General features: G+C 28.0%; 23 protein-coding genes. 14 read left to right on the top strand and 9 right to left on the bottom strand.

The features are described 5' to 3' along the window. Positions 1-127 precede the first annotated feature (127 nt). Positions 128-661 carry a hypothetical protein gene (locus BX611_RS13320; protein WP_115882149.1) on the top strand — a complete coding sequence of 178 codons (534 nt, stop codon included), beginning with the start codon at positions 128-130 and terminating at the stop codon, positions 659-661. Here the strand turns inward: BX611_RS13320 and BX611_RS13315 are convergent, their stop codons facing one another. From BX611_RS13315 to BX611_RS13305, 3 genes are all read right to left on the bottom strand, one after another. Next, a complete protein-coding gene (locus BX611_RS13315) occupies positions 662-3,502 on the bottom strand; it encodes a T9SS type B sorting domain-containing protein (protein ID WP_162880044.1) in 2,841 nt (946 codons plus the stop codon). Between the two features lie 98 nt (positions 3,503-3,600). After that, positions 3,601-4,446: an ABC transporter permease gene (locus BX611_RS13310; protein WP_115882145.1), complete on the bottom strand. Its 846-nt coding sequence runs from the start codon at positions 4,444-4,446 to the stop codon at positions 3,601-3,603. A gap of 2 nt (positions 4,447-4,448) precedes the next feature. Beyond that, positions 4,449-5,348: an ABC transporter ATP-binding protein gene (locus tag BX611_RS13305; RefSeq protein WP_115882143.1), complete on the bottom strand. Its 900-nt coding sequence runs from the start codon at positions 5,346-5,348 to the stop codon at positions 4,449-4,451. A gap of 89 nt (positions 5,349-5,437) precedes the next feature. Here BX611_RS13305 and BX611_RS13300 point away from each other — a divergent pair, with 89 nt between their 5' ends. Beyond that, on the top strand, positions 5,438-6,508 hold the full coding sequence (locus BX611_RS13300; protein ID WP_115882141.1) for a hypothetical protein: 1,071 nt from the start codon (positions 5,438-5,440) through the stop codon (positions 6,506-6,508). Positions 6,509-6,517: 9 nt separating this feature from the next. Here the strand turns inward: BX611_RS13300 and BX611_RS13295 are convergent, their stop codons facing one another. Together BX611_RS13295 and BX611_RS13290 are read right to left on the bottom strand one after the other, a co-directional pair. After that, positions 6,518-6,976, bottom strand: coding sequence for a GNAT family N-acetyltransferase (locus BX611_RS13295; RefSeq protein ID WP_115882139.1), 459 nt, complete (start codon positions 6,974-6,976; stop codon positions 6,518-6,520). 4 nt (positions 6,977-6,980) lie between these two features. Next, positions 6,981-7,484, bottom strand: coding sequence for an IS1096 element passenger TnpR family protein (locus tag BX611_RS13290; RefSeq protein WP_115882137.1), 504 nt, complete (start codon positions 7,482-7,484; stop codon positions 6,981-6,983). Positions 7,485-7,561: 77 nt separating this feature from the next. Between BX611_RS13290 and BX611_RS13285 the strand changes: the two genes are divergently transcribed. The 3 genes from BX611_RS13285 to BX611_RS13275 are packed head-to-tail and all read left to right on the top strand — an operon-like array spanning position 7,562 to position 9,915. Beyond that, positions 7,562-7,981, top strand: coding sequence for a PaaI family thioesterase (locus BX611_RS13285; RefSeq protein WP_115882135.1), 420 nt, complete (start codon positions 7,562-7,564; stop codon positions 7,979-7,981). 3 nt (positions 7,982-7,984) lie between these two features. Then, positions 7,985-8,845, top strand: a complete 861-nt coding sequence (locus BX611_RS13280) for an alpha/beta hydrolase family protein (RefSeq protein WP_115882133.1) — start codon at positions 7,985-7,987, stop codon at positions 8,843-8,845. Continuing rightward, positions 8,845-9,915, top strand: coding sequence for an isochorismate synthase (locus tag BX611_RS13275; protein ID WP_115882131.1), 1,071 nt, complete (start codon positions 8,845-8,847; stop codon positions 9,913-9,915). The genes BX611_RS13280 and BX611_RS13275 overlap by 1 nt, the downstream gene beginning before the upstream one ends. Positions 9,916-10,123: 208 nt before the next feature. Here the strand turns inward: BX611_RS13275 and BX611_RS13270 are convergent, their stop codons facing one another. Continuing rightward, a complete protein-coding gene (locus tag BX611_RS13270) occupies positions 10,124-11,251 on the bottom strand; it encodes a helix-turn-helix transcriptional regulator (RefSeq protein ID WP_115882129.1) in 1,128 nt (375 codons plus the stop codon). 146 nt (positions 11,252-11,397) lie between these two features. On the opposite strand from BX611_RS13270, the gene menD reads away from it, so the two are divergent. Beyond that, positions 11,398-13,062, top strand: coding sequence for a 2-succinyl-5-enolpyruvyl-6-hydroxy-3-cyclohexene-1-carboxylic-acid synthase (gene menD, locus BX611_RS13265; RefSeq protein WP_115882127.1), 1,665 nt, complete (start codon positions 11,398-11,400; stop codon positions 13,060-13,062). Between the two features lie 6 nt (positions 13,063-13,068). Further along, a complete protein-coding gene (locus BX611_RS13260; RefSeq protein ID WP_162880045.1) occupies positions 13,069-13,482 on the top strand; it encodes a S1 RNA-binding domain-containing protein in 414 nt (137 codons plus the stop codon). Positions 13,483-13,547: 65 nt separating this feature from the next. Here the strand turns inward: BX611_RS13260 and BX611_RS13255 are convergent, their stop codons facing one another. Further along, positions 13,548-14,747, bottom strand: a complete 1,200-nt coding sequence (locus BX611_RS13255) for a C1 family peptidase (protein WP_240324991.1) — start codon at positions 14,745-14,747, stop codon at positions 13,548-13,550. Between the two features lie 55 nt (positions 14,748-14,802). Further along, positions 14,803-16,002, bottom strand: a complete 1,200-nt coding sequence (locus tag BX611_RS13250) for an alpha/beta hydrolase (RefSeq protein ID WP_115882123.1) — start codon at positions 16,000-16,002, stop codon at positions 14,803-14,805. A 224-nt stretch (positions 16,003-16,226) separates the two neighbouring features. Here BX611_RS13250 and BX611_RS13245 point away from each other — a divergent pair, with 224 nt between their 5' ends. Both BX611_RS13245 and BX611_RS13240 read left to right on the top strand, forming a co-directional pair. After that, positions 16,227-17,066, top strand: coding sequence for a 1,4-dihydroxy-2-naphthoyl-CoA synthase (locus BX611_RS13245; RefSeq protein WP_115882121.1), 840 nt, complete (start codon positions 16,227-16,229; stop codon positions 17,064-17,066). Between the two features lie 40 nt (positions 17,067-17,106). After that, on the top strand, positions 17,107-17,718 hold the full coding sequence (locus tag BX611_RS13240; RefSeq protein ID WP_115882119.1) for a fumarylacetoacetate hydrolase family protein: 612 nt from the start codon (positions 17,107-17,109) through the stop codon (positions 17,716-17,718). A 7-nt stretch (positions 17,719-17,725) separates the two neighbouring features. Here the strand turns inward: BX611_RS13240 and BX611_RS13235 are convergent, their stop codons facing one another. Then, positions 17,726-18,139 carry a hypothetical protein gene (locus BX611_RS13235; protein ID WP_115882117.1) on the bottom strand — a complete coding sequence of 138 codons (414 nt, stop codon included), beginning with the start codon at positions 18,137-18,139 and terminating at the stop codon, positions 17,726-17,728. A gap of 117 nt (positions 18,140-18,256) precedes the next feature. Between BX611_RS13235 and BX611_RS13230 the strand changes: the two genes are divergently transcribed. The 5 genes from BX611_RS13230 (at position 18,257) to ftsY (ending at position 21,217) form a co-directional block, all read left to right on the top strand. Beyond that, positions 18,257-19,501, top strand: a complete 1,245-nt coding sequence (locus BX611_RS13230; protein WP_115882115.1) for a competence/damage-inducible protein A — start codon at positions 18,257-18,259, stop codon at positions 19,499-19,501. Positions 19,502-19,580: 79 nt separating this feature from the next. Further along, positions 19,581-19,820, top strand: a complete 240-nt coding sequence (gene rpmB, locus BX611_RS13225; RefSeq protein WP_115882113.1) for a 50S ribosomal protein L28 — start codon at positions 19,581-19,583, stop codon at positions 19,818-19,820. A gap of 7 nt (positions 19,821-19,827) precedes the next feature. Further along, positions 19,828-20,013: a 50S ribosomal protein L33 gene (gene rpmG / locus BX611_RS13220; RefSeq protein WP_089377388.1), complete on the top strand. Its 186-nt coding sequence runs from the start codon at positions 19,828-19,830 to the stop codon at positions 20,011-20,013. Positions 20,014-20,022: 9 nt separating this feature from the next. Beyond that, positions 20,023-20,175 (top strand): DUF4295 domain-containing protein, encoded by a 153-nt coding sequence (locus BX611_RS13215; protein ID WP_115882111.1) that lies wholly within the window; start codon positions 20,023-20,025, stop codon positions 20,173-20,175. 88 nt (positions 20,176-20,263) lie between these two features. Then, positions 20,264-21,217, top strand: coding sequence for a signal recognition particle-docking protein FtsY (gene ftsY, locus BX611_RS13210; RefSeq protein ID WP_115882109.1), 954 nt, complete (start codon positions 20,264-20,266; stop codon positions 21,215-21,217). The last annotated feature ends 175 nt before the right edge of the window (positions 21,218-21,392 follow it).

Below are 21,392 nucleotides of genomic sequence, written 5' to 3'. Positions count from 1 at the left end.
AAACTAATTTATAATCATATCTAAGTCGGATAATTATTTAACAAATCTTTATTATTATTATTATTATTATTATTAATTAAATGAAATTTTAGTTGAATTTTGTAAATTCACAGTTATAATTTTTTTTATGAAATTAAAAGTTTTATTTTCTTGTTTATATTTAATAATAATAAGTTTTAATGGGTTTTCTCAAGAGTTATTTCCCGCTTCCTGGGAAGGCAATTATAAAGGAGAACTTCAAATTTATGGAGTAGATTCAATTGCAATGCGAGTAACTATGCAACTTGATATTGCTAAAAAGACGGATTCTCTTTATCAATGGAAAATTACATACAATTTAAAAGGAAAAGAAGATATAAGAAACTATGAATTAAAAGTAGTTGATGTAAAAAATGGACATTATATTATTGATGAAAAAAACTCAATTGCTATAGATTCTTATTTTAAAACTGGGATTTTTACAAGCTTTTTTAAAGTAATGGATTCTTTTATAGTTTCAACATATACCAAAAAAGAGAACTTAATAATTTTTGAAATTATTTCAGCCGATGGAAAAAATAGTACTTCAACTGGTAATACCAGTTATGAAGGAGAAACTATTCCCGAAGTGAATTCTTACTTGGTAAACGGAAGGCAAAAAGCAATATTAAAAAAATATTAATTACCTTCTAATTAAACTAAAATGCCCTTTTTTAATTCGAGTATTTCCTTGTTGATCTTTAAGTTCAACAGAATACCAATAATCTGTTGATGGTAAATACTTTCCGTTTAAAGTACCATCCCATCCAATATTATTAGGGTTTAATGAAGTTATAAATTTACCAAACCTATCAAAAATATAAATGTTAGAAGAAGGGTAAAAATTACTATTTGCACCAGGAATTCTCCAAGTATCATTTATTCCATCATTATTAGGTGTAAAGAATTTTGGAAACCCTAAAACAGATACTTCAAGCTGACTAAAACCACAACCGTTTTTATCTCTAACATAAATAGTATGTATTCCTGCAGGGACATTTTCAAAATAGGGCTCATCTTGGTATTCACCATAAAAGTCATTTAGTGTATATTCATAATCTCCAATACCTAATTCATTGTTGTTTATAGTAATAGTATTATTGTTTGAATCATCTGTAATAATTATATTTTCAGGATAAATTACAGGAATATTAGATGTTATTACAACAAAATTACTGAAACCGATACAGGTACTATTATCTTCCATATTATTGGAGTCATTTTCAAAATCCCTAAGAACTTCTACTTCATAAAAACCTGCTTCTTTTGCAAAATAAATAGGATTTGTAGCATCTACTGTAAGTGGTTGCTTATTTAAATACCATTGATATTTATCACCCTGAACATAAGTATTTCCATCTAAAGCTACAGAATAAGGACGAGGAGTATCTTCAATATTTCCAATGCATAAAATCACAATTTCATCAACACTATTTGGTTCAGGAATTTGGTTAACCACCAAGTTGAATTTTCCTGCTGAAATACAATTGTTATTGTCCTTATTAGAAATTCGCACATAAATTTCAGTATTTGAATAATTATTTGTGCCAGTTATTTTATTAACTTGTAATTGGGCATCTTGAGAGTTTTCATAAAATTCAACAACAATATTATAATTGGAAAATAGAGTGTTTATTTCATCTCTTTTAGCTTCAAAATCAAAAGTGCCTTCACCGCTTCCAATACTTGATTCGGTTCCAATTCCTAAATCATTTTCGCAAATATATAAAGTGTTATAAGTGTCTAAACTTGTAGGATAGGCATTTAACTCCATAGTACCGATATTAAAACAATCAGTTCTTTTGTCAGTAATTTTAAATATAAGATTTGGGTTTGTTGCTGAAATATATTCAGAAGCACTTAATATTGGATTATTATTGTTAAAACTAATTTCAGAATCATAAAATGTGACCTCTAAATTTGAGTTGTTATTTGTAATTTCTGGAATTTTTGTTTCTAAATTAAAAAGTGTAATACCGTCTAAGCTATTTGCATCAATATCACATTGGTCATAAATAATGTTTTCCGGGGCAACAGGAGGGTCGTAAACTTCAACTTCAAATTTACCTTGATATAAGATTGATTTACCGCATTCATCCACTAAATCAACTTCCAATTGATACAATCCAGCATTTTGTTTTTCAATATTTGTTAATGTAATTGTTGTTGAATTACTTATTATAGAATCTTTAAATTTCCAATTGTAAACAGGGCTTCCGGGCAAAATCTCAGATTTAAAGGTATAATTGTTACCAGTACATAATTTTATGGTTTGATTAGTGATTACTTCATCGCTAACTTCATTTGTAATTTCTATAAGATAAAAAATAGAAGCAATAAAAGGAGGAAGTCCTTGTGTAGATTTATTTGAACCTAAGTTTATTACATTATTTTTATAATTACAATTTAAGCCATCGTTTTCAGGGTTTTCAATTACACTTAAAAAGGGTAAACCTGTACTATAGGAAGAAGACATTGCCCTATAAATTTTTTGATCTGGACCTAATTGTAATGCTCCTCTATAAAGGTTTTGAGAATCTAAAACAACTCTTGAATTGTTTATTGCTGTAGTACTTTGTTTTGTAATATCAAATTGATATAAGGTAGAAAACTGATTATTAGGATTATTAAATTCTGCAGGATCTTCACTATAAAAATCGTTTGAAGCTGTAACATATAATTTTTCTCCATTTCCAGAAAATTCAGCTCCATAAGGTGCATTTCCAGGAGCTATAAGATCTAAAATTTGTTGGTTTGAAACTACACCAGTTGCATTGTTAAAATCATATAAAATAAACCTTCTATCTGACATGTGTGCAATTGCAATTTTTTTACCATCTGGGGAAATTTTTAAATAGCCTCTTCTGTCTTCAGCAAAATAGTTTACAGTTGATGTTACAGGAGTAACTGCGACTCCATTTTCAGTTACTTTATATGCTTTAAATTGATTGCTAACATAAGAGATAACCCAAAAAGTTTCGCACTCTTCACCATTAATTGCAGCAACTTTTTCAGACCATTCACCTGCTCTTCCTTCATTTAAATCAACGGGACCAATAGTGACATCTCCTAAGCCACCATTGGCGTTCATATCTATTGTATAATAATAAAAACCGTATTCACCTCCACTGACTCTTGCTCCTACAGTAAACAAATAATATTCTGTAGTACTGTTTGGTTTTGGAATTATCATAGCTGATTGAGAACTTGAAGCATCTCCTTTTAAAAAAGTGCCATTTGGCATAGGGTTATGATTTTTATTCCAAACCGTAGATCCGTCTGAATAAAAAAGTAAATTACCTTGAGCATCAGAAAAAGATGAGCAACCCTCACGTGTATTTAATTTTCCATCTGAAATTGCAACAGGGTCTCCTGTATTAAAATCAAGCCCTGCTTTTTCACCAAAATACCAGGTATTTGCTTCACCTTGAGCATATAAAAGAGAAAAGGAACAAAAAAAAATGAAGCCTATTAATTTTTTCATACTAAGTTTAAATATAACCATTCAAATATATAAATAACTTAGTAAACCTCAATAACTATTGACGCTATTGAGGTTTAAAACTTTAGAGATTTATAATTTTATAAATCTCTCTTTTTTAATAAAGCGTATGATAAGTAAATGAATATGGCAATCCATACCAAAACAATTATTAAATCTGATGTTTGTACTGAAAAATCTTTAGATAAATCTTCACCAACTTGTTTAGCAACAGTTTTTACGGCGCTTAAACGTGTAAAAGGTTCTTTTATTAAGTTTGAAATAGATTCTAACGGAAGAAATTGCATAATACTATTTACTCTTTCAGTTGTATCACTTGCATCTTTAAATTGCCAAAACAAATAACCTTTCAAAATACTTTCGCCAAAAAACCAAACAAGAATTCCGCCAACTGCAAATGCTGAGCGTTTAACTAAAATACCCATAAAAAGACCGAAAGAAAAGAAGCCTACTAATTTTATAAAAAACGCTAATAAGTATTCTAAATCTGTTGTTACAATTGAAAATTCGTTAAAATCTGAATAACTATATCCTAAAATTATTGAAACAATAAAAACAAAAAAGGTTGAAATAAAAGCAAGCGCAATTACCGTGTAAAATTTTGAAAGAATAAATTCTTTTTTGCTTAAACCATCTATTAAATTTTGTTTTAATGTTTTGTTACTGTATTCGTTAGCCATCATAGAAACAATAACCAATAACAAAAAGAATTTGAAAATGGCAGCCATATAGGTATTGAAATGCCAAATATAAGGGAAATTGAAAATTCCTTGTTCAGCTAAATGAAACTGAATGGGACCAATATCAAATTTAATTGCTGCAATAAGTGCAATTGAAGTTAATAAAATAAAATAGATAAGAATTAAAACTCTACTTGCTCTATTATATTTTAGTTTATGGATTTCTATATTTAGTAGTCTTAACATTATTATTTATTGTTGGTTAGTGTTAAAAATTGTTGTTCTAAACTTGGTTTACGTTTTACCAAATGCGATAAAACAACACCATTATCAAACAAATAATTATTAATTTCTGCTGCTGAAATTGGTTTATTTAAGGTAGCAATAATTTTATCTTCTTCTAATTTTGTACTTGCTATTCCTTCAAAGTCAGATAACAATTCAAGAAGTTTCTCTTCACCAGATGCTACTTTTAATTCGAATAAACCGTGTGAAGCTGTCATTTCATCAACGCTACCTGAATATAATTTAATACCTTCTCTTATTACAACCACATGTGTACACACTTTCTCTACTTCGTCTAATAAATGTGAAGCTAATAAAATAGTGGTTCCGTTTGCAGCAATATCTTTAATAATTTGTCGAATTTCGTGAATTCCTTGTGGATCTAAACCATTGGTTGGTTCATCTAAAATTAAAATTTCAGGATCATTTAACAGGGCAGAAGCTATTGCCAAACGCTGTTTCATACCTAAAGAATAGGTTTTAAATTTGCTATTTCTACGTTCAAATAAATTAACAGTTTTTAGTTTTTCTTCAATTTTAGTAAACGGAATTTCCTTTATTTTACAAACTAATTTCAAATTTTGAATAGCTGTCATATAAGGATAAAAATTAGGTCGTTCTATAATAGCTCCTACTTTTTTTAATGCTTGGTGTGTGGATAAATTGCCATCAAACCAACTAAATTCGCCTGAAGTTTTATTTACAACATTTAATATAATACCTAATGTGGTCGATTTTCCACTTCCATTAGGACCTAAAATGCCATAAACATTACCTTTTTTAATATCAAAAGATAAATTATTTACTGCGTGAATATTTCCGAATTTTTTATCGAGATTTTTTATCGAGAGAATTGTTTCCAATATTAATTAGTTTAGTATAAAATTAAGACGATGATTTTTGAATTTTGTTACAGCAATATACTAAATTTGAATTTTACAAGAGTTTAAAAATGGAAGAACAAAAATTAATTTCACAAAAAAAACCCGCATTTCCAATCAATCAACAGCTGTATGATTATTTAACGGAGTACAATAGAAATATTAAAATTCCTGTTTTTTATGATGATTTGTTGCGTTTTGCAGGTGCAATTGTGGTGTATGATAAAAATGGTGAAGATACTTTATGGGTGCGCGTTTATTATGCTGAACACGAACGGGAAGAAATTGATTTAAGTTTAAAACGGATGTATTTAATTTTGCATGGGGATGGTAGTGAAGATTCTTTACCCTTTTTAACTGTAGATGCTATAGACTATTGCACCTTTGGAAATTCGAAGCCATTTAGAATTAAAATAAGAAATATTTTAAATGATAACCATACCTATTTATATATTAAAAAAGCGGATGCTTCAAGAGTTTATGGTTTAGAGCTTGAACACATTTTGTCGCCAAATAATATTAACTTTTTAGTTTATAAAGATACGCTTATTGAAGAGCACGTATTGGGAATTCCTGGTGATCAGTTTTTAGCTGAAAATTTAAAAACAGTTTCCACGAGGGGACTGAAAAGACTTTCAAAAGAATTTGTAAAATTTAATGAACGTTGTATGATTCGTTTATTAGGAGATATGCGTTCGTATAACTATGTAATTGTTGCTTCTTACGATTTTGATCAAGTGGAATACAGAATAAGAGCTATGGATTTTGATCAGCAAAGTTTTGAAGGTAATTTAAAAGTTTATTTTCCACAGTTTTTTAAAGAAAATTACCCTTTTGTAAAAATGGTTTCTGATAATTTACAAAATGAATCTGTAGAGCAATATAAAAAAGAAGAACGTTCTGCAATTGCTCGTAGACTTAAGGGTTCTCAAGAAAGAGTTAACGATTTATTAGCCTGTATGATAAATGATGGAATTTCTACTCCAGAAAAAATTAAGCAGTTAAAAATGGATTTGGTTGAATATACTAAAGACAAAGACTTTAAAAAGTGCAATACTATGGGAGAAATTTTAAAAGTAGCTTTTGATTTTGTTACCAGAAATTACGAAAATGTAAATACTTATATTATAAGACCAGAGTAATAAAAGTGTTTATTTAAAATGCAGTTTCATACCTTCATGTGTGGCTACAAAACCTAAGTTTTTATAAAATTTAATGGCTCTAGGTCTAAGTTTGTCACTTGTTAGTTGTAAAACGTGTGCTTTTCGCTCTTTGGCTCTAATAATTGCCCATTCAAAAATTTGTTTGCCAATACCTTGTCCCCTTAAATCCTCTCTAACCATTACATTTTCTATTTGTGCCCTAAGACTTCCTCTATAACTTAAGTAAGGAATAAAAGTAAGTTGAAATGATGCTAAAATTTTTGGATCTTCTTGGTTTTCAACAACCATTAATTCCTGATTTACATCTTTATTAATAAAGTCAAAAGCATTGTAATAATAAGTAGGTAAGGGATTGTTATAATTTTCTCTTAATTTACCTAATTTATCTGTTACCAATAATTTTACAATTTGTGGTACGTCATTTTTAGTGGCTTTTCTAAAAATCATTTAATTAATAATTATCAAAATCAATATCGTCTAAGTTTTCGAAATTACTTTCATCATCAAAGGCGTCATAATTATCTTCATTAGATTGAGACCCAATAAATTGTTTTTCAGGAGCTTCATCAGGTGTATTTCCAAATGAAAGTGCAATTACTGGTAAATCTTCTTCATAATCATCAATAATTTCAGATAATTCAACAAAAAAGGTCCACATGGAAAAGAAATCGTAGATGTAAATTAGTTTGTCACCTACCTTTTTTAAAACCATTGAAGTTAGGCAATTGGTCATTGAAAATGAGTTTTCATCTTCAGACATATCAAACAATGGAATTTCTTCACCTTGTTCCCAAGAATCATCGGTTAAATAAAAAGAAGCCATTTCCTGACCTTTAAAACCAAACGATTTTGCTATTGTAAAATGTAATTCTTCTAAATTAATAGACTCATTTACAATAATGTCTCGAAAAACATCTTTTTCAACATCTAATATAACTCTAATTTTATAGGCCATTTTTATTGTATACAATTAAAATGCAAAGGTAGTATTTAAAGTTTTAATTCTTATTTTTACCAACCAACTTTTTAATTATGAATTCTAGAGAAGCAACTTTAAATATGTTAAATAAAATGTGTGAAAACACATTAAATGAAACTTTAAACATAAAATACACCGATTTTGGTGAAGATTTTTTAGTAGCTACAATGCCTGTAGATTATAGAGTACACCAACCAGATGGAATTTTAAATGGTGGTGCAACTATGGCTTTGGCAGAAAGTGTTGGAAGTCCTTGTTCTATGCTGGCAATTGATATGGATAAATATTCTGTGCGTGGAATTGAATTTTCAGCAAATCATTTACGAAGCGTAAGAAAGGGTAAAGTTACAGCCACAGCAAAAATAATTCATAAAGGGAAAACAATACATTTAGTTGAAATTAAAATTGAAGATGATAGAGGTAGAGTTATTTCTATTTGTAAAATAACCAATTATATTTTAGCTAAAAAATAATGTATGCGGAAAAGAATTAAGATAATTGCAAAGGTTATTGGCATTGGTTTATTTTTACTGCTTAGTGTTTTAATTGTACTTTTTTACCGTTTTTCTACACCAAAATCTGATGAAAAAATTAAGGAAGATTTTTCTGAAAATAACACTTCAATTTATATTAACTATTTAGCATATAAAAATTTTAAATATCGTGTATTAACAACCCAAAAAGAAATTGACACTTCAAAAGCAACTATTGTTTTTGTACATGGTTCTGTAGGTTCATGTTTAGATTTTAAAAAATATATGTTTGATGCCGAGTTACACTCAAAAGCTAATTTAATTTCTTATGATAGAATTGGTTATGGAGAAAAACTAACTGGAGATGTTCAGGAATCCATTGCTTTTGAAACTGAAATGTTAGAAGATTTAACTAAAAATTTAGCTGGTTCAAAAACAATTTTGGTTGGCTATTCATATGGTGGTTCAATTGTATTGGCTTCAAAAAAAGAATATAAAAAAATTATATTGCTGGCTCCGGCTGTTTATTCAAAAGCTGAATTTATGCCTTGGGCTTTAAATTTTTATAAGTGGAAGTTAACTAATTGGTTGCTACCTAAAGTTTGGAAAGCAGCATCAAAAGAAAAAATATCTCATAAATCAGATTTGATAAAATTTGAAAATAATTGGAATGAAACTCCTTCCAAAATTTTAAGTATTCACGGTAATAAAGATTGGATAGTTCCTTATGAAAATTCATTAATTTTAAATGAAAAATTTTCTTCACCACAGTTTGAATTGTTAACTTTGAATGGTGCTGGTCACGGTTTGGTTTGGACTCATTTTAACGAAATTAAAAATAGTTTAATGCAACAATTAAATTAATGGAATTATTAAATAATATCGATTCTTTTTTTGAGAAGGTTCATAAAGTTTATAAAACTAATTTACCTTTTGTTGTTTACAGAAAACCTAACGAAACTGAAATTTCTGCATTGTGTCAAAAAACAGCAGAACTATCTATTTTAAAGTCTTTTAAAGAAAAAGGATTTATTTTTTCACCTTTTAGCAAAAGTGAATCTAAAATTATTTTTCCTTATGATTCTTGTGAATCTTTTCAAAGTGCTATAAAAAACGATTTTAAGCTAAAATCAACTATTTCAAAAATAAATAATGCGAAAGATGAAAATGAGAAAGAACAACATATAAACATTGTACAAAACGCAATAGATTTTATAAGAAATAATGGAGCTAAAAAAATTGTTTTGTCAAGAAAAGAAATTGTTTCTTGTAAAAATGTAGATGTATTTGAAGTATTAAAAAAAATGCTGAATAATTACAAAAATGCATTTGTTTATTGTTGGTTTCATCCAAAAATTGGCTTATGGATGGGAGCAACACCAGAGCGTTTAATTAGTATTGAAAAAGATAATTTAAAAACAATGGCACTTGCAGGTACACAAAAGTATAATGGAACTTTAAGTGTTAAATGGCAAGAAAAAGAGCTACACGAACAACAATTTGTTACCGATTTTATTTTAGAAAATATAATAGATAAAATTGAACATTTGCAAGTTGAGGGACCTTATACTGTTAAAGCTGGAAGTTTAGTGCATTTAAGAACTGATATTTTGGGCAAATTAAAAGCATCCGATTTATTAGAAAATATAATTCATTCATTACATCCAACACCTGCAATTTGTGGTATTCCAAGAAGTATAGCTACTGATTTTATTATAAAAAAAGAAAATTATAACAGAACTTTTTACTCGGGGTATTTAGGTGAATTAAATATAAATAATTCAACCAATTTAGTCGTTAATTTGAGGTGTATGCAACTAGTTGCTAATAAGGCAATACTTTATATTGGTGGAGGTATTACAGGAGAAAGTAACGCTAAAAATGAATGGGATGAAACTGTGGCAAAGGCTGAAATTATGTTGCGTGTTTTATAAAAAAAGAAATACTAAATTTAAAGTCCTTTACATAACAATTTAATTTTAGTATGTTGTGGGGTACATATTAAAACAGTTTCCAGCAATTACTTCCCAAATGAGTAACTAAAAACATAGTATTCCTTTTATTTATAATATAAAATTAGAAATTGTTACTCATATTGAGATTGCAAATCGTATAAACGAGGTTTCAAATCGTAAAAAGCTATTAATTATGAAGCTTAAATTCAGTAGGTGTGCAGTTTTCGAAATATTTAAAGGTTCTTATAAAAGTATTTAAAGATCCAAAGCCAGATAGTTCACTAATTTCTGAAATTGAAAGTTGAGGTTTGGTTTTTAAGAGTATTTTAGCTTCATTTACTCGATAATTATTAACAAAATGGTTAAAATTATACCCCATACTTTCATTTATAACTTTTGAAACATAAGATCTATTAGTACCAATACTACTTGCAACATCCCAAATGTTTAAATTTGGATTTAACCATGGTTTTTTATCGTTAAATAAGTGAATCAGATTTTTTTCAATTTCTAATAAATCGTGCTTGTGAATGTTAAGGTTTTTAGTATTGTTTTCCTGAGATAACTGTAAATTTATTGGTAGTTGTTTTAAACCAATAATTGCCAAAATTAAATAAAGTAATGTAAACAAAATGCAAACATAAAAAAGTAACATTTCGTTAGAGTTTAAAGGAGTTCTGCCTATGGCTGTAACATAAAATCCAGGAATTGACATAAGTAAAATAAATGAAATGTTTGCAGTGTAAAATAAGCGTAATTGATATTTATTTATATCTGAAAATGAATTATTCATTTCCTTATGAGTTTTAAAAATATAGCGAATTGCCAAAAAATTATAAATTATAATTTGAATTAAATGAAATGCTCTGGAACCTTTATACAAATACGCTAAAGCTAAAGATGAATTGCTAGTTAAAGGTGTGCTATATAAATTATTGTTCATATATACTTGATAATCTTCCCAATTCGCAAATAAAGTAGTTATAAGCATTGCAACTGCAATTAATATTGAAGGAATAAAGTGATAAATCCATTTAGATTTCACAATAATTAAATTAAAAGCACTATTAAGATATAAGTAATATAATGGGTAAAATGCAAGTAAAGCAGCTAAAAATATAAAATCTAAATACCTGAATGTGTTCCAAAACTCATTAAATGATAAGAAATGACCTACAAATAAAATAAAACTATCAAAAAAGAAAATCCCTAAATAAAAACGATTTTTAAATTTTTTATTACTTGTAAAAAACAGAAATAGTGCACCATATAAATTAATAAATAAAGTGGATAAGAGGGCTACTATTTTAATCAACTTATTAAGTTTTAAAATGCATAATAATGTAAGTTACAATTCGCAGTTAAATAATTGTATGATAAAAATCAAGAATGGATTTTATTTCATTTAAATGCTACAATAACTTTATGTAACTTTGTAACTTTAAAACTCGTTAAAATTAAATGCCTCAATTTCCTAAAAATGAATTGGCTCAAATTGTAATTGCATCTTGTGTTGCTAATAAAATTGAGCACGTTGTAATTTCCCCAGGTTCAAGAAATGCACCTTTAACAATTGGTTTTACAAATCATTCAAATATAAAAACATATAGTATTGTTGATGAGCGTTGTGCGGCATTTTTCGCATTAGGTATAGCGCAACAGTTGCAAAAACCAGTAGCAGTAGTTTGTACATCGGGTTCTGCATTATTAAACTATTACCCTGCTATTGCTGAAGCTTTTTATAGTAATATTCCGTTAGTTGTAATTTCAGCTGATAGACCTGAACATTTAATTGACATTGGTGATGGACAAACAATTAGGCAAGAAAATGTTTTTGAAAATCATATTTTAGAATCTATAAGTTTAAATGAAGATTTAAATGTTGAAAATTCTATAAAAGAAATGATTGATGAAATTTTTGAAATTTCTATTTTAGAAAAAGGACCTGTTCATATAAATGTGCCTTTTGATGAGCCTTTATATGAAACCACTAATGAAATTATTAAATTTGAACCAATAGTTAACAATTTTGAGGAGGTTCCTTTAGAAGTTGATTATTTAGAAAAGTTTGCAGAAATATGGAATACTTCCAAACGAAAAATGGTGTTGGTTGGTGCTAATTATCCAAGTGAATTATTACAAATTCAATTAGAGCATTTAACTAAAGATCCGTCTGTTTTGATATTAATTGAAAATACTGCAAATGTTTCGCATTCAAAATTTATTAACAGTATAGATAAATTAATTTTTCCATTGGAAGATGATGAATTGTCTCATTTTCAGCCAGATATATTATTAAGTTTAGGAGGTTTAATTGTTTCAAAAAAAATAAAACAACATTTAAGAAAATTTAAACCAACATATCATTGGCATGTTGATACCAAAAGAGCATTTGATACATTTCATTGTTTAAAGCATCATTTTAAAATTACGCCACAATTATTTTTTAGTCAGTTTTTCTTTTTAACAAAGCCTTTAAATAGCGATTATCAAGAATTTTGGTTAAATAAAAAATATGTACGATTAAAAAAACATCAGGAGTTTTTAACTAATTGTGAATTTTCCGATTTAAAAGTTTTTGATACTCTGTTAAAATCTGTTCCTAATTATTCACAATTACAAGTTGGTAATAGTTCAGTAATTAGATACACACAATTGTTTAATATAAATAAAACATTGCGTGTATTTTGTAATAGAGGCACAAGCGGTATTGATGGCAGTACAAGTACAGCAATTGGAGCAGCCACAGCTTTAAAAGAAAATACTGTTTTTTTAACAGGTGATATTAGTTTTTTTTATGATAGTAATGCACTTTGGAATACTTATATTCCTAAGAATTTTAGAATAATTTTAGTGAATAATGGAGGTGGCGGTATTTTTAGGTTTATACCTGGTCCTCAAAATTCAAATGCGTTAGATTATTTTGAAGCTCCACATAATTTAACCGCTGTACATTTGTGTAAAATGTATAATTTTGAGTATTCAACAGTTGTGAATGAAAATGAGTTGAATAAAGAATTGGACAGTTTTTATAAAGAATCTAATACACCAAAATTATTAGAAATATTTACTCCAAGAGAAGAAAATGATAAAATATTAAAAGCATATTTCAACAATTTAAAATAAAATATTATGGATTTAAAAGTAGGTGATAAAGTAGATTTAATTGTTGTAAGAAATACAGCATTGGGATTTACAGTTTTGGTAAATGAAGAATTTGAAGGAATGCTTTATAAAAATGAATTATACCAAAAAATAGAAGAAGGTCAAAAATTAGTTGGTTATATAAAGAAAATTCGTGAAGATGAAAAGCTAGATGTGAGCTTGCAAGCTATTGGTTTTAAACACACTATTGTTAAAAATGAAATTACAATATTAAATGCATTAAGACAAAATGATGGCGTTTTAGCATTGCATGATAAAAGTAGTCCTGATGAAATAAAATACCAATTGGGAATGAGTAAAAAGGCTTTTAAAAGTGCAATTGGAGGTTTATTTCGTCAAAAATTAATTACTATTTCTGAAGAAGGTATTAAGTTTGTGTAAATATTTTTTCAAACTGAGCTTGTCTGTTTTTCATAAATTTGAACAAACTCAGTTTGACAGTGAAATTAAATTTTAATTTTATCTTTTAAATCTTCACTTAATGCATTTTTATGAACTAAAATAGAAATTGTTTTTAACTTAAAGAATGCCTTACTCATATAAACGTAACCGTTATTTCCAATGCGTTCTCTATTTGTTCCCCAAGAGTTTTTAACTTTATAATATTCGTTTCCATTTTGATCTTTTACCATACCAATTATGTGCATTAAATGGTCATCTGTGGTGTTGTAATTTTCAAATTCTTGTTGCCTAAATTCAGGTGTTATATCGTTTTCATTTACAATATAAGTTAATGCTTTTTCATTATCTTCAATTTTTTTTGGCAGTACTGCTATTCCATATTTTGAAGAAAAAGTTTTTTCAGAAACATCACAATCCAATGCAATAGTGTATCCTTTTTTTAAGGCATTATCTGTTTCGGAAACTAACTTATCTAAAGTAATATTATAAAATAGTCCGTTGGAAAAATTATCAGGAATATTTAATATAAAATTAGAATTGTAAGGTTGGTGCGTAAATGAAGTTAACGTTATATAATCTGATGTTTTTATGTTGGTTTTGTCTAGAAATGATTTAGGAGTGTATGTCATTCCTTCATAAAAGAAGGTTTCTGGTGTTTTACCCAAATGAAGGTCTAAGATAGAATCAACAGAAACGCTCCAATTAGGATATGCAGATTTTTTACCGTTTTTAATATAATCATCTAAAACTTTTGTTAACTCAGGAACTAGTTTAGAATGATTGTGGTTGGTAGCATCATTTTTTAAACCAGAGTAAGCACTTTCAGGAACTAAACCGTAGGTTTTAACAGCATTTAATACATCATGTGCCAAACCTCCTTCACTAAACTGAATTTTACCTTGACGCATAACATAATTCCAGGCTTTTGTAGGATAAGTATTTCTAACATTATACATTTCAGAAATGTCAATTATTTCTCCAGTATTTCTATAAATCTCAGATTCTAAAAACGATGAAGCTGAAAAACTCCAGCAAGTTCCTGTATTTCCTTGGTTTTTAACAGCCGATGCTTCAATGTCTATAACTGAAGTAAACTCATATTTTTGTTCAGTAGGTAATTGTACTGTTACAACATTATCTTCTTGCGCATAAAAAAAAGAAGTTGTTACTAGTAAAATAAGGGTTAAAAAAGTATGTTTCATGTGTTGATATTTATTGTTTTTTATTGGTAATATAAAATTCATATTTTAAGAATTGTGTTTGAGGTTAAAGCCCGGTCTTGCTCATTTTATTATTTAATTATTTGGGATTTTCTTCAATATAAGCGCCGTCTCTTTTTTGCAGTACTCGTTCAATGTTTTCGTAGTAACCATCAGAGTTTGGATCTCCTTCAGGTAGTTTCATATAACCGCTTTTATAATATCTTAAAGCCAGTTTATATTTTTTTTCAGTTTCATAATAACGTCCAATATAATAATCTCCAATTGGTGATTCTTTATAAAGTTTATTAATCATTTCACCAAAATTTTTTAAATAATCACCATTTTCTTTGTCTAGAACAATTGCTTCGATTGCAAAAATATCTTTTTCTCTTATTTTTAAATTACTTCCAAACAAATATTCAATTTCAACATATTTTTTTTCTAAATAGGCAATTGCATCAGCAGGGGATAAATCCTTAACGTTTTTATCAAATTCTTCATCGGAAATTGTTGAATACATTTCAAAAATAAATGCTAAAGCACTTGGAACAGATTGCCCTATTGAGGCAGTTTTAGTACTATTTTCAAATTTTTCGTATTTGTATTTAAATTTAGGATTATTTACTGTTTCTAATAATGCATTTGTTTCGTCAATAAAAGTGCTGTATTTCTCTAAATTATAATTACCATTACTTAAATAATAGTATATGTTTTCATCTTTAAGAGAAGAAGCTTTTTGTTGTAACATAATAGGAATGTCCAATGCATAATAAGGGTTAATATTTATAAAAGCATTAAATCCTGGGTATTCTTCAACTAAAAAATAATTTGTAAAATTTGCGGTTAAAGTATTTCCTATAATTGTTTTAAAGGGAGAAATTCTATAGTTTTCTTCTAAATAATCCATTAGTTCTATTCTAATAAATTGGTAAAAAGCTTCACTTTCCTGGGTTGGTAAACTATTTTCCTTTTGATAAGAACAATCTTGATACCTTTCATCAAAATGATTTTGATTTATACCAACAACAATTTGCTCTGGGGCCTTATCTTTATTGGCAAATAATATAGAGTTTCCAACATAAACATCAAATAAAAACTCTGCATCAAGTACAATTGTTAACGGATAAAACTTAGTTTCATCTAAATCGTAACTTGGAGGAATATATATTTTTAAATAACGATCATTTTGAAGTATTTCAGAATTAAATTTTTTTGTTTTGATATTTTGAGAAAAGCTATTAATTGTAACAAATAATATTAATAGGGTGTTTATTTTATTTAAAATTGAAATTTTCATGGTCTAAATTTAAATTATATTCTGATATAGAAAAAGTTAAAACAATATATTAACATTTTGAATTTGAAATTATTCATAAACAAAGCATTTAACATAAATATTAACCCAAAATTTACAATTTTAGTATTTATATAATTTTAATAGTATAAATGAAAGGATATCTTTTAAATTTTAATTTTTTATACCATTAAAATAAATTATTTTTACCTTTTAATTTATATGAAATGAAAGAAATTGAATGGAAGACCGTAAGGGAATTTGAAGATATTACGTATAAAAAATGCAATGGAGTTGCACGTATAGCATTTAACAGACCAAATGTTAGAAATGCCTTTAGACCAAAAACTACAAGTGAATTGTTAGAGGCTTTTCATGATGCTCAAGAAGATTTATCTATTGGAGTAGTGCTCTTAAGTTCAGAAGGCCCAAGTACTAAAGATGGTGTTTTTAGTTTTTGTAGTGGAGGTGATCAACGTGTACGTGGACATCAAGGTTATGTAGGCGATGATAATTACCACAGACTCAATATTTTAGATGTACAACGTTTAATTCGTTTTATGCCTAAAGTTGTTATTGCTGTTGTACCAGGTTGGGCTGTTGGTGGCGGACATAGTTTACATGTGGTGTGCGATTTAACCTTAGCAAGTAAAGAACACGCAATTTTTAAACAAACCGATGCCGATGTTACTAGTTTTGATGGTGGTTATGGCTCAGCATATTTGGCTAAAATGGTGGGGCAAAAAAAAGCGCGTGAAATATTTTTTTTAGGAAGAAATTATTCTGCACAAGAAGCATTTGAAATGGGAATGGTAAATGCAGTAATTCCTCATGAAGAGTTGGAAGATACAGCTTATCAATGGGCACAAGAAATATTGGAAAAATCACCTACTTCAATAAAAATGTTAAAATTTGCAATGAATTTAACAGATGATGGTATGGTTGGTCAACAGGTTTTTGCAGGAGAAGCAACTCGTTTAGCGTATATGACAGATGAAGCTAAAGAGGGTAGAAATGCATTTTTAGAAAAACGTAAGCCAAATTTTGAAAAAAAATGGATTCCTTAATTGTCTTTAAAATTAACTATTAAACTTTCAATACTAATTTATGAAAATAATTTGCATAGGACGTAATTACGCCAAACATATAGAAGAATTACAAAATGAGAAACCTGAAAATCCGGTAATTTTTTTAAAACCAGATTCTGCAATTTTAGCTAAAAATCAGCCTTTTTTTATTCCACCTTTTTCTAATGATATTCATTATGAAGTTGAGGTTTTGGTTAAAATAAATAAAGTTGGAAAGTATATTGAAGAGAAATTTGCTCATAAATATTATGATGAAATTGGATTGGGTATAGATTTTACAGCAAGAGATTTACAAAACCAATTAAAAGAGAAAGGTTTGCCTTGGGAAAAAGCCAAAGGATTTGATGGAAGTGCCGTAATTGGTGAATTTTTTCCAAAAGAAAATTTAGGAAGTCTAACTAATTTAAAATTCACATTACATAAAAACAATGAATTAGTTCAAGAGGGGAACACCAACGCAATGCTTTGGAAAATAGATGAATTAATAGCTTATGTTTCTCAGTTTTTTACACTAAAAAAGGGCGATATTATATTTACAGGAACACCAGCAGGTGTTGGTAAAGTAACTGAAAATGATATATTAATTGGCGCAATAGCCAAAAACGAAGCATTTTCAGTAAAGATTAAATAGTGTTTAATTAAAATGTAAATAAAATAGGTCTTGGTGGTTGAGAATCTTCTTTACGGTGTTCTTTTAAAATATCATAACCATAATGTGTTCTAACTAAATCCTTAAAATTATATCTTAATCGAGGGAAATCTCTTAACAATTTATCGAAATTAGTATTTTTAGAATTGTTAATAAAATGGTGAAGAATTTCAGTATAAGCTCTCGTTAATGTATAATTAAATTTATTGCTATTTAAGGCTTTTTGAAAATATTGTTCTTTTATTTCGCAGTTCTTTTTAATCGCTTCTTCCAATCCATATTTTTTAATTAAAATATAGGTCATTCGTAAAAGAACTTCATGGGTGAAAAAAGTAGGACTTAAAGTGCAATTCTCAATTTGTTCTAAAAGTTCATTGTCATTTAATTCATCGGGTGCAATCATAGCTTAAAATTTTAGTTGGAGTTAAATAATACTTTCTCTTTTAATACAATAGATGATAATTTCTTAAAAAGGTTGCGTTGAAATTAGTACTTTTATCAAAATAATATTTTTATATAAATGCAGGCTGAAATAATTACAATTGGAGATGAAATTTTAATAGGTCAAATATTGGATTCAAATTCAAAATGGATTGCTGAAGAATTGAATAAAATAGGGGTATCTGTATATCAAATAACTTCAATTCAAGATGATAAAGAGCACATTTTAAAAGCATTAAAAGAGGCAAAACGGAATGCTGATATTGTTATTTTAACAGGAGGCTTAGGACCAACAAAAGATGATATTACTAAATTAACATTAGCTGAATATTTTAATGATGTGTTGGTATTAAATGAAGAAATTGTTGAACATATAAAAAACATGTTTGCAAAAACTAATTATCCATTTACACAAATAAATAGAGATCAGGCATTGGTGCCTTCAAAATGTATTCCTTTAAAAAACAATTGGGGTACAGCACCAGGTATGTGGTTTAATTATAATAATAAACTTGTAATTTCTTTACCGGGAGTTCCAAATGAAATGAAGGGGTTAATGAAAGATAGTGTTTTGCCAAAAATTGTAAATACCTATCATTTGCCTTTTATTTTACATAAAACCATTTTAACTTATGGAATGGGTGAGAGTATGGTTGCGGAAAGAATTGAAGTATGGGAAAATAATTTGCCTAAAGATATAAAATTGGCATATTTACCAGCCTATGGAAGACTTAGGTTAAGATTGTCTGCTAAAGGACAGAATAAGGAGTTATTAGAAAAAGCAATTAATAATGAGGTTGAAAAATTATTAAAAATAATACCAGATATTATTGTTGGTTTTGATAGTGGAGAAACAATTGAGGTTGTTATTGGGAGATTATTACAAGAAAAAAAACAAACATTGGGTATTGCTGAAAGTTGTACAGGAGGCAATATTTCAAAAATGATAACGTCAATTTCAGGTTCATCCAAATATTTTGTGGGTTCTGTGGTAGCATATCAGGCAGCAATAAAAATTTCAGAATTAAATGTAAATAAGGGTATAATTGAACAATTTTCTGTTGTCAGTTCTGAAGTAGCAGAAGCTATGGCATTAGGAATTCAACAAAAATTTAAAACAGATTATGCAATAGCAACTACTGGTAATGCTGGTCCTACAACGGATTTAACAGATAAAACAGTAGGAACAGTTTTTATTGCAATAGCTACACCAAATAAGGTTTTTTCTCAAGAGTTTTTCTTTGGAAAGCCAAGAGAAAAGGTTATAGAAAGAGCTTCAAATAAAGCGTTAGAATTGTTAATGCAAGAAATTTTAAAAAACTAGTAAAATAAGTTTGTGTATTTAGATTTAAAGAATTAATTTTGCATCTCGTTTTGAGAATACATTAAAAAGGTACAGAAATATGTCAAGAGTTTGTGAACTTACTGGAAAAAAAGCAATGGTTGGGAACAATGTTTCTCATGCTTTGAATAGAACAAAAAGAAAATTTGACGCTAATTTAATTAAAAAGCGTTTTTATATTCCTGAAGAGGATAAATGGGTTACTTTAAAAGTATCTACATCTGCTTTAAAGAATATTAATAAAAAGGGAATCTCTGCTGTTATTAAAGAAGCAAGGGAAAAAGGTTTTTTAAAAAAATAATTAAGTAATGGCAAAGACTAAAGGAAATAGAATTCAGGTAATTTTAGAATGTACTGAACATAAAGCTTCTGGGCAAGCAGGTACTTCAAGATACATTACTACTAAGAATAAAAAGAATACTCCTGATAGAATGGAAATTAAAAAATTCAATCCTATCTTGAAGAAAATGACTGTTCATAAAGAAATAAAATAATATAGGACCATGGCAAAGAAATCAGTAGCATCGTTACAAACAGGATCAAAAAGATTAACTAAAGCTATAAAAATGGTAAAGTCTCCTAAATCAGGCGCTTACACTTTTGTAGAAGCTATTATGGATCCAGATAATGTAAAAGACTTTTTGAGCAAAAAATAAATTTTTGTTTATAAAATAATATAAAGCTACTTTCAAACTATTGAGGGTAGCTTTTCTTTTTTATATTTATAGCTTAAAATTGTAAAGAATGAGTTTATTTAAAAGAATATTTTCGAAAGAAAAAAAAGAAACTTTAGATAAAGGTCTAGAAAAATCTAAGTCTTCTTTTTTTAATAAATTATCTAAGGCAGTTGCAGGTAAAACTAAGGTTGATGATGATGTACTTGATAACTTAGAAGAAATTTTAGTTTCATCAGATGTTGGTGTAGAAACTACACTTAAAATTATTGATAGAATAGAAGCCAGAGTTGCTAAAGATAAATATTTAGGTACCGATGAACTAAATGTTATTCTTCGTGAAGAAATAGCAGGTTTATTAGCAGAAACAAATGTTGGTAACGAAACAGAATTTACAGTTCCTTCTGATAAAAAACCATATGTTATAATGGTTGTTGGTGTTAATGGAGTTGGTAAAACAACTACTATTGGTAAGTTAGCATCTCAATTTACAAAAAGCGGTAAAAAGGTGGTACTTGGTGCAGCTGATACGTTTAGGGCAGCAGCAATAGATCAATTACAAGTATGGGCTGATAGGGTTGGTGTTCCAATTGTGCGTCAAGAAATGGGTAGTGATCCTGCATCTGTTGCTTTCGATACTTTAAAATCTGGTGTAACTCAAAATGCTGATGTTATTATTATAGATACAGCTGGTCGATTGCATAATAAAGTAAATTTAATGAATGAACTTACCAAAATAAAAAGGGTAATGCAAAAGGTTGTTGAAGATGCTCCACACGAAGTTTTATTGGTACTGGATGGTTCAACTGGTCAGAATGCTTTTGAGCAAGCCAAGCAATTTACAAAAGCAACTGAAGTTACTTCATTAGCAGTAACTAAATTAGACGGTACGGCAAAGGGTGGTGTGGTAATTGGAATTTCAGACCAATTCCAAATTCCAGTTAAATATATTGGCGTTGGTGAAGGAATAGATGATTTACAAGTTTTTAATAAAATTGAATTTGTTGATTCTTTTTTTAATTAAAAAATATTAAATAAAAAGGCTGTTTAAAATTATTGAAAGCCGTCATGCTGAACTCGTTTCAGCATCTCATCATACTGATAATTAATCATTATGAGAACCTGAAATAAATTAAGGTTGACGATTTTTTTTACTTTTTAAACAGCCTTTTTTATACCTTTATTTCAAAATATAATTC

It is taken from the genome of Lutibacter oceani (assembly GCF_003384935.1).
Classification (GTDB): domain Bacteria; phylum Bacteroidota; class Bacteroidia; order Flavobacteriales; family Flavobacteriaceae; genus Lutibacter; species Lutibacter oceani.
The sequence above is the reverse complement of the archived record's forward strand: the minus strand, read 5'-3'. Positions and strand labels throughout refer to the sequence as shown.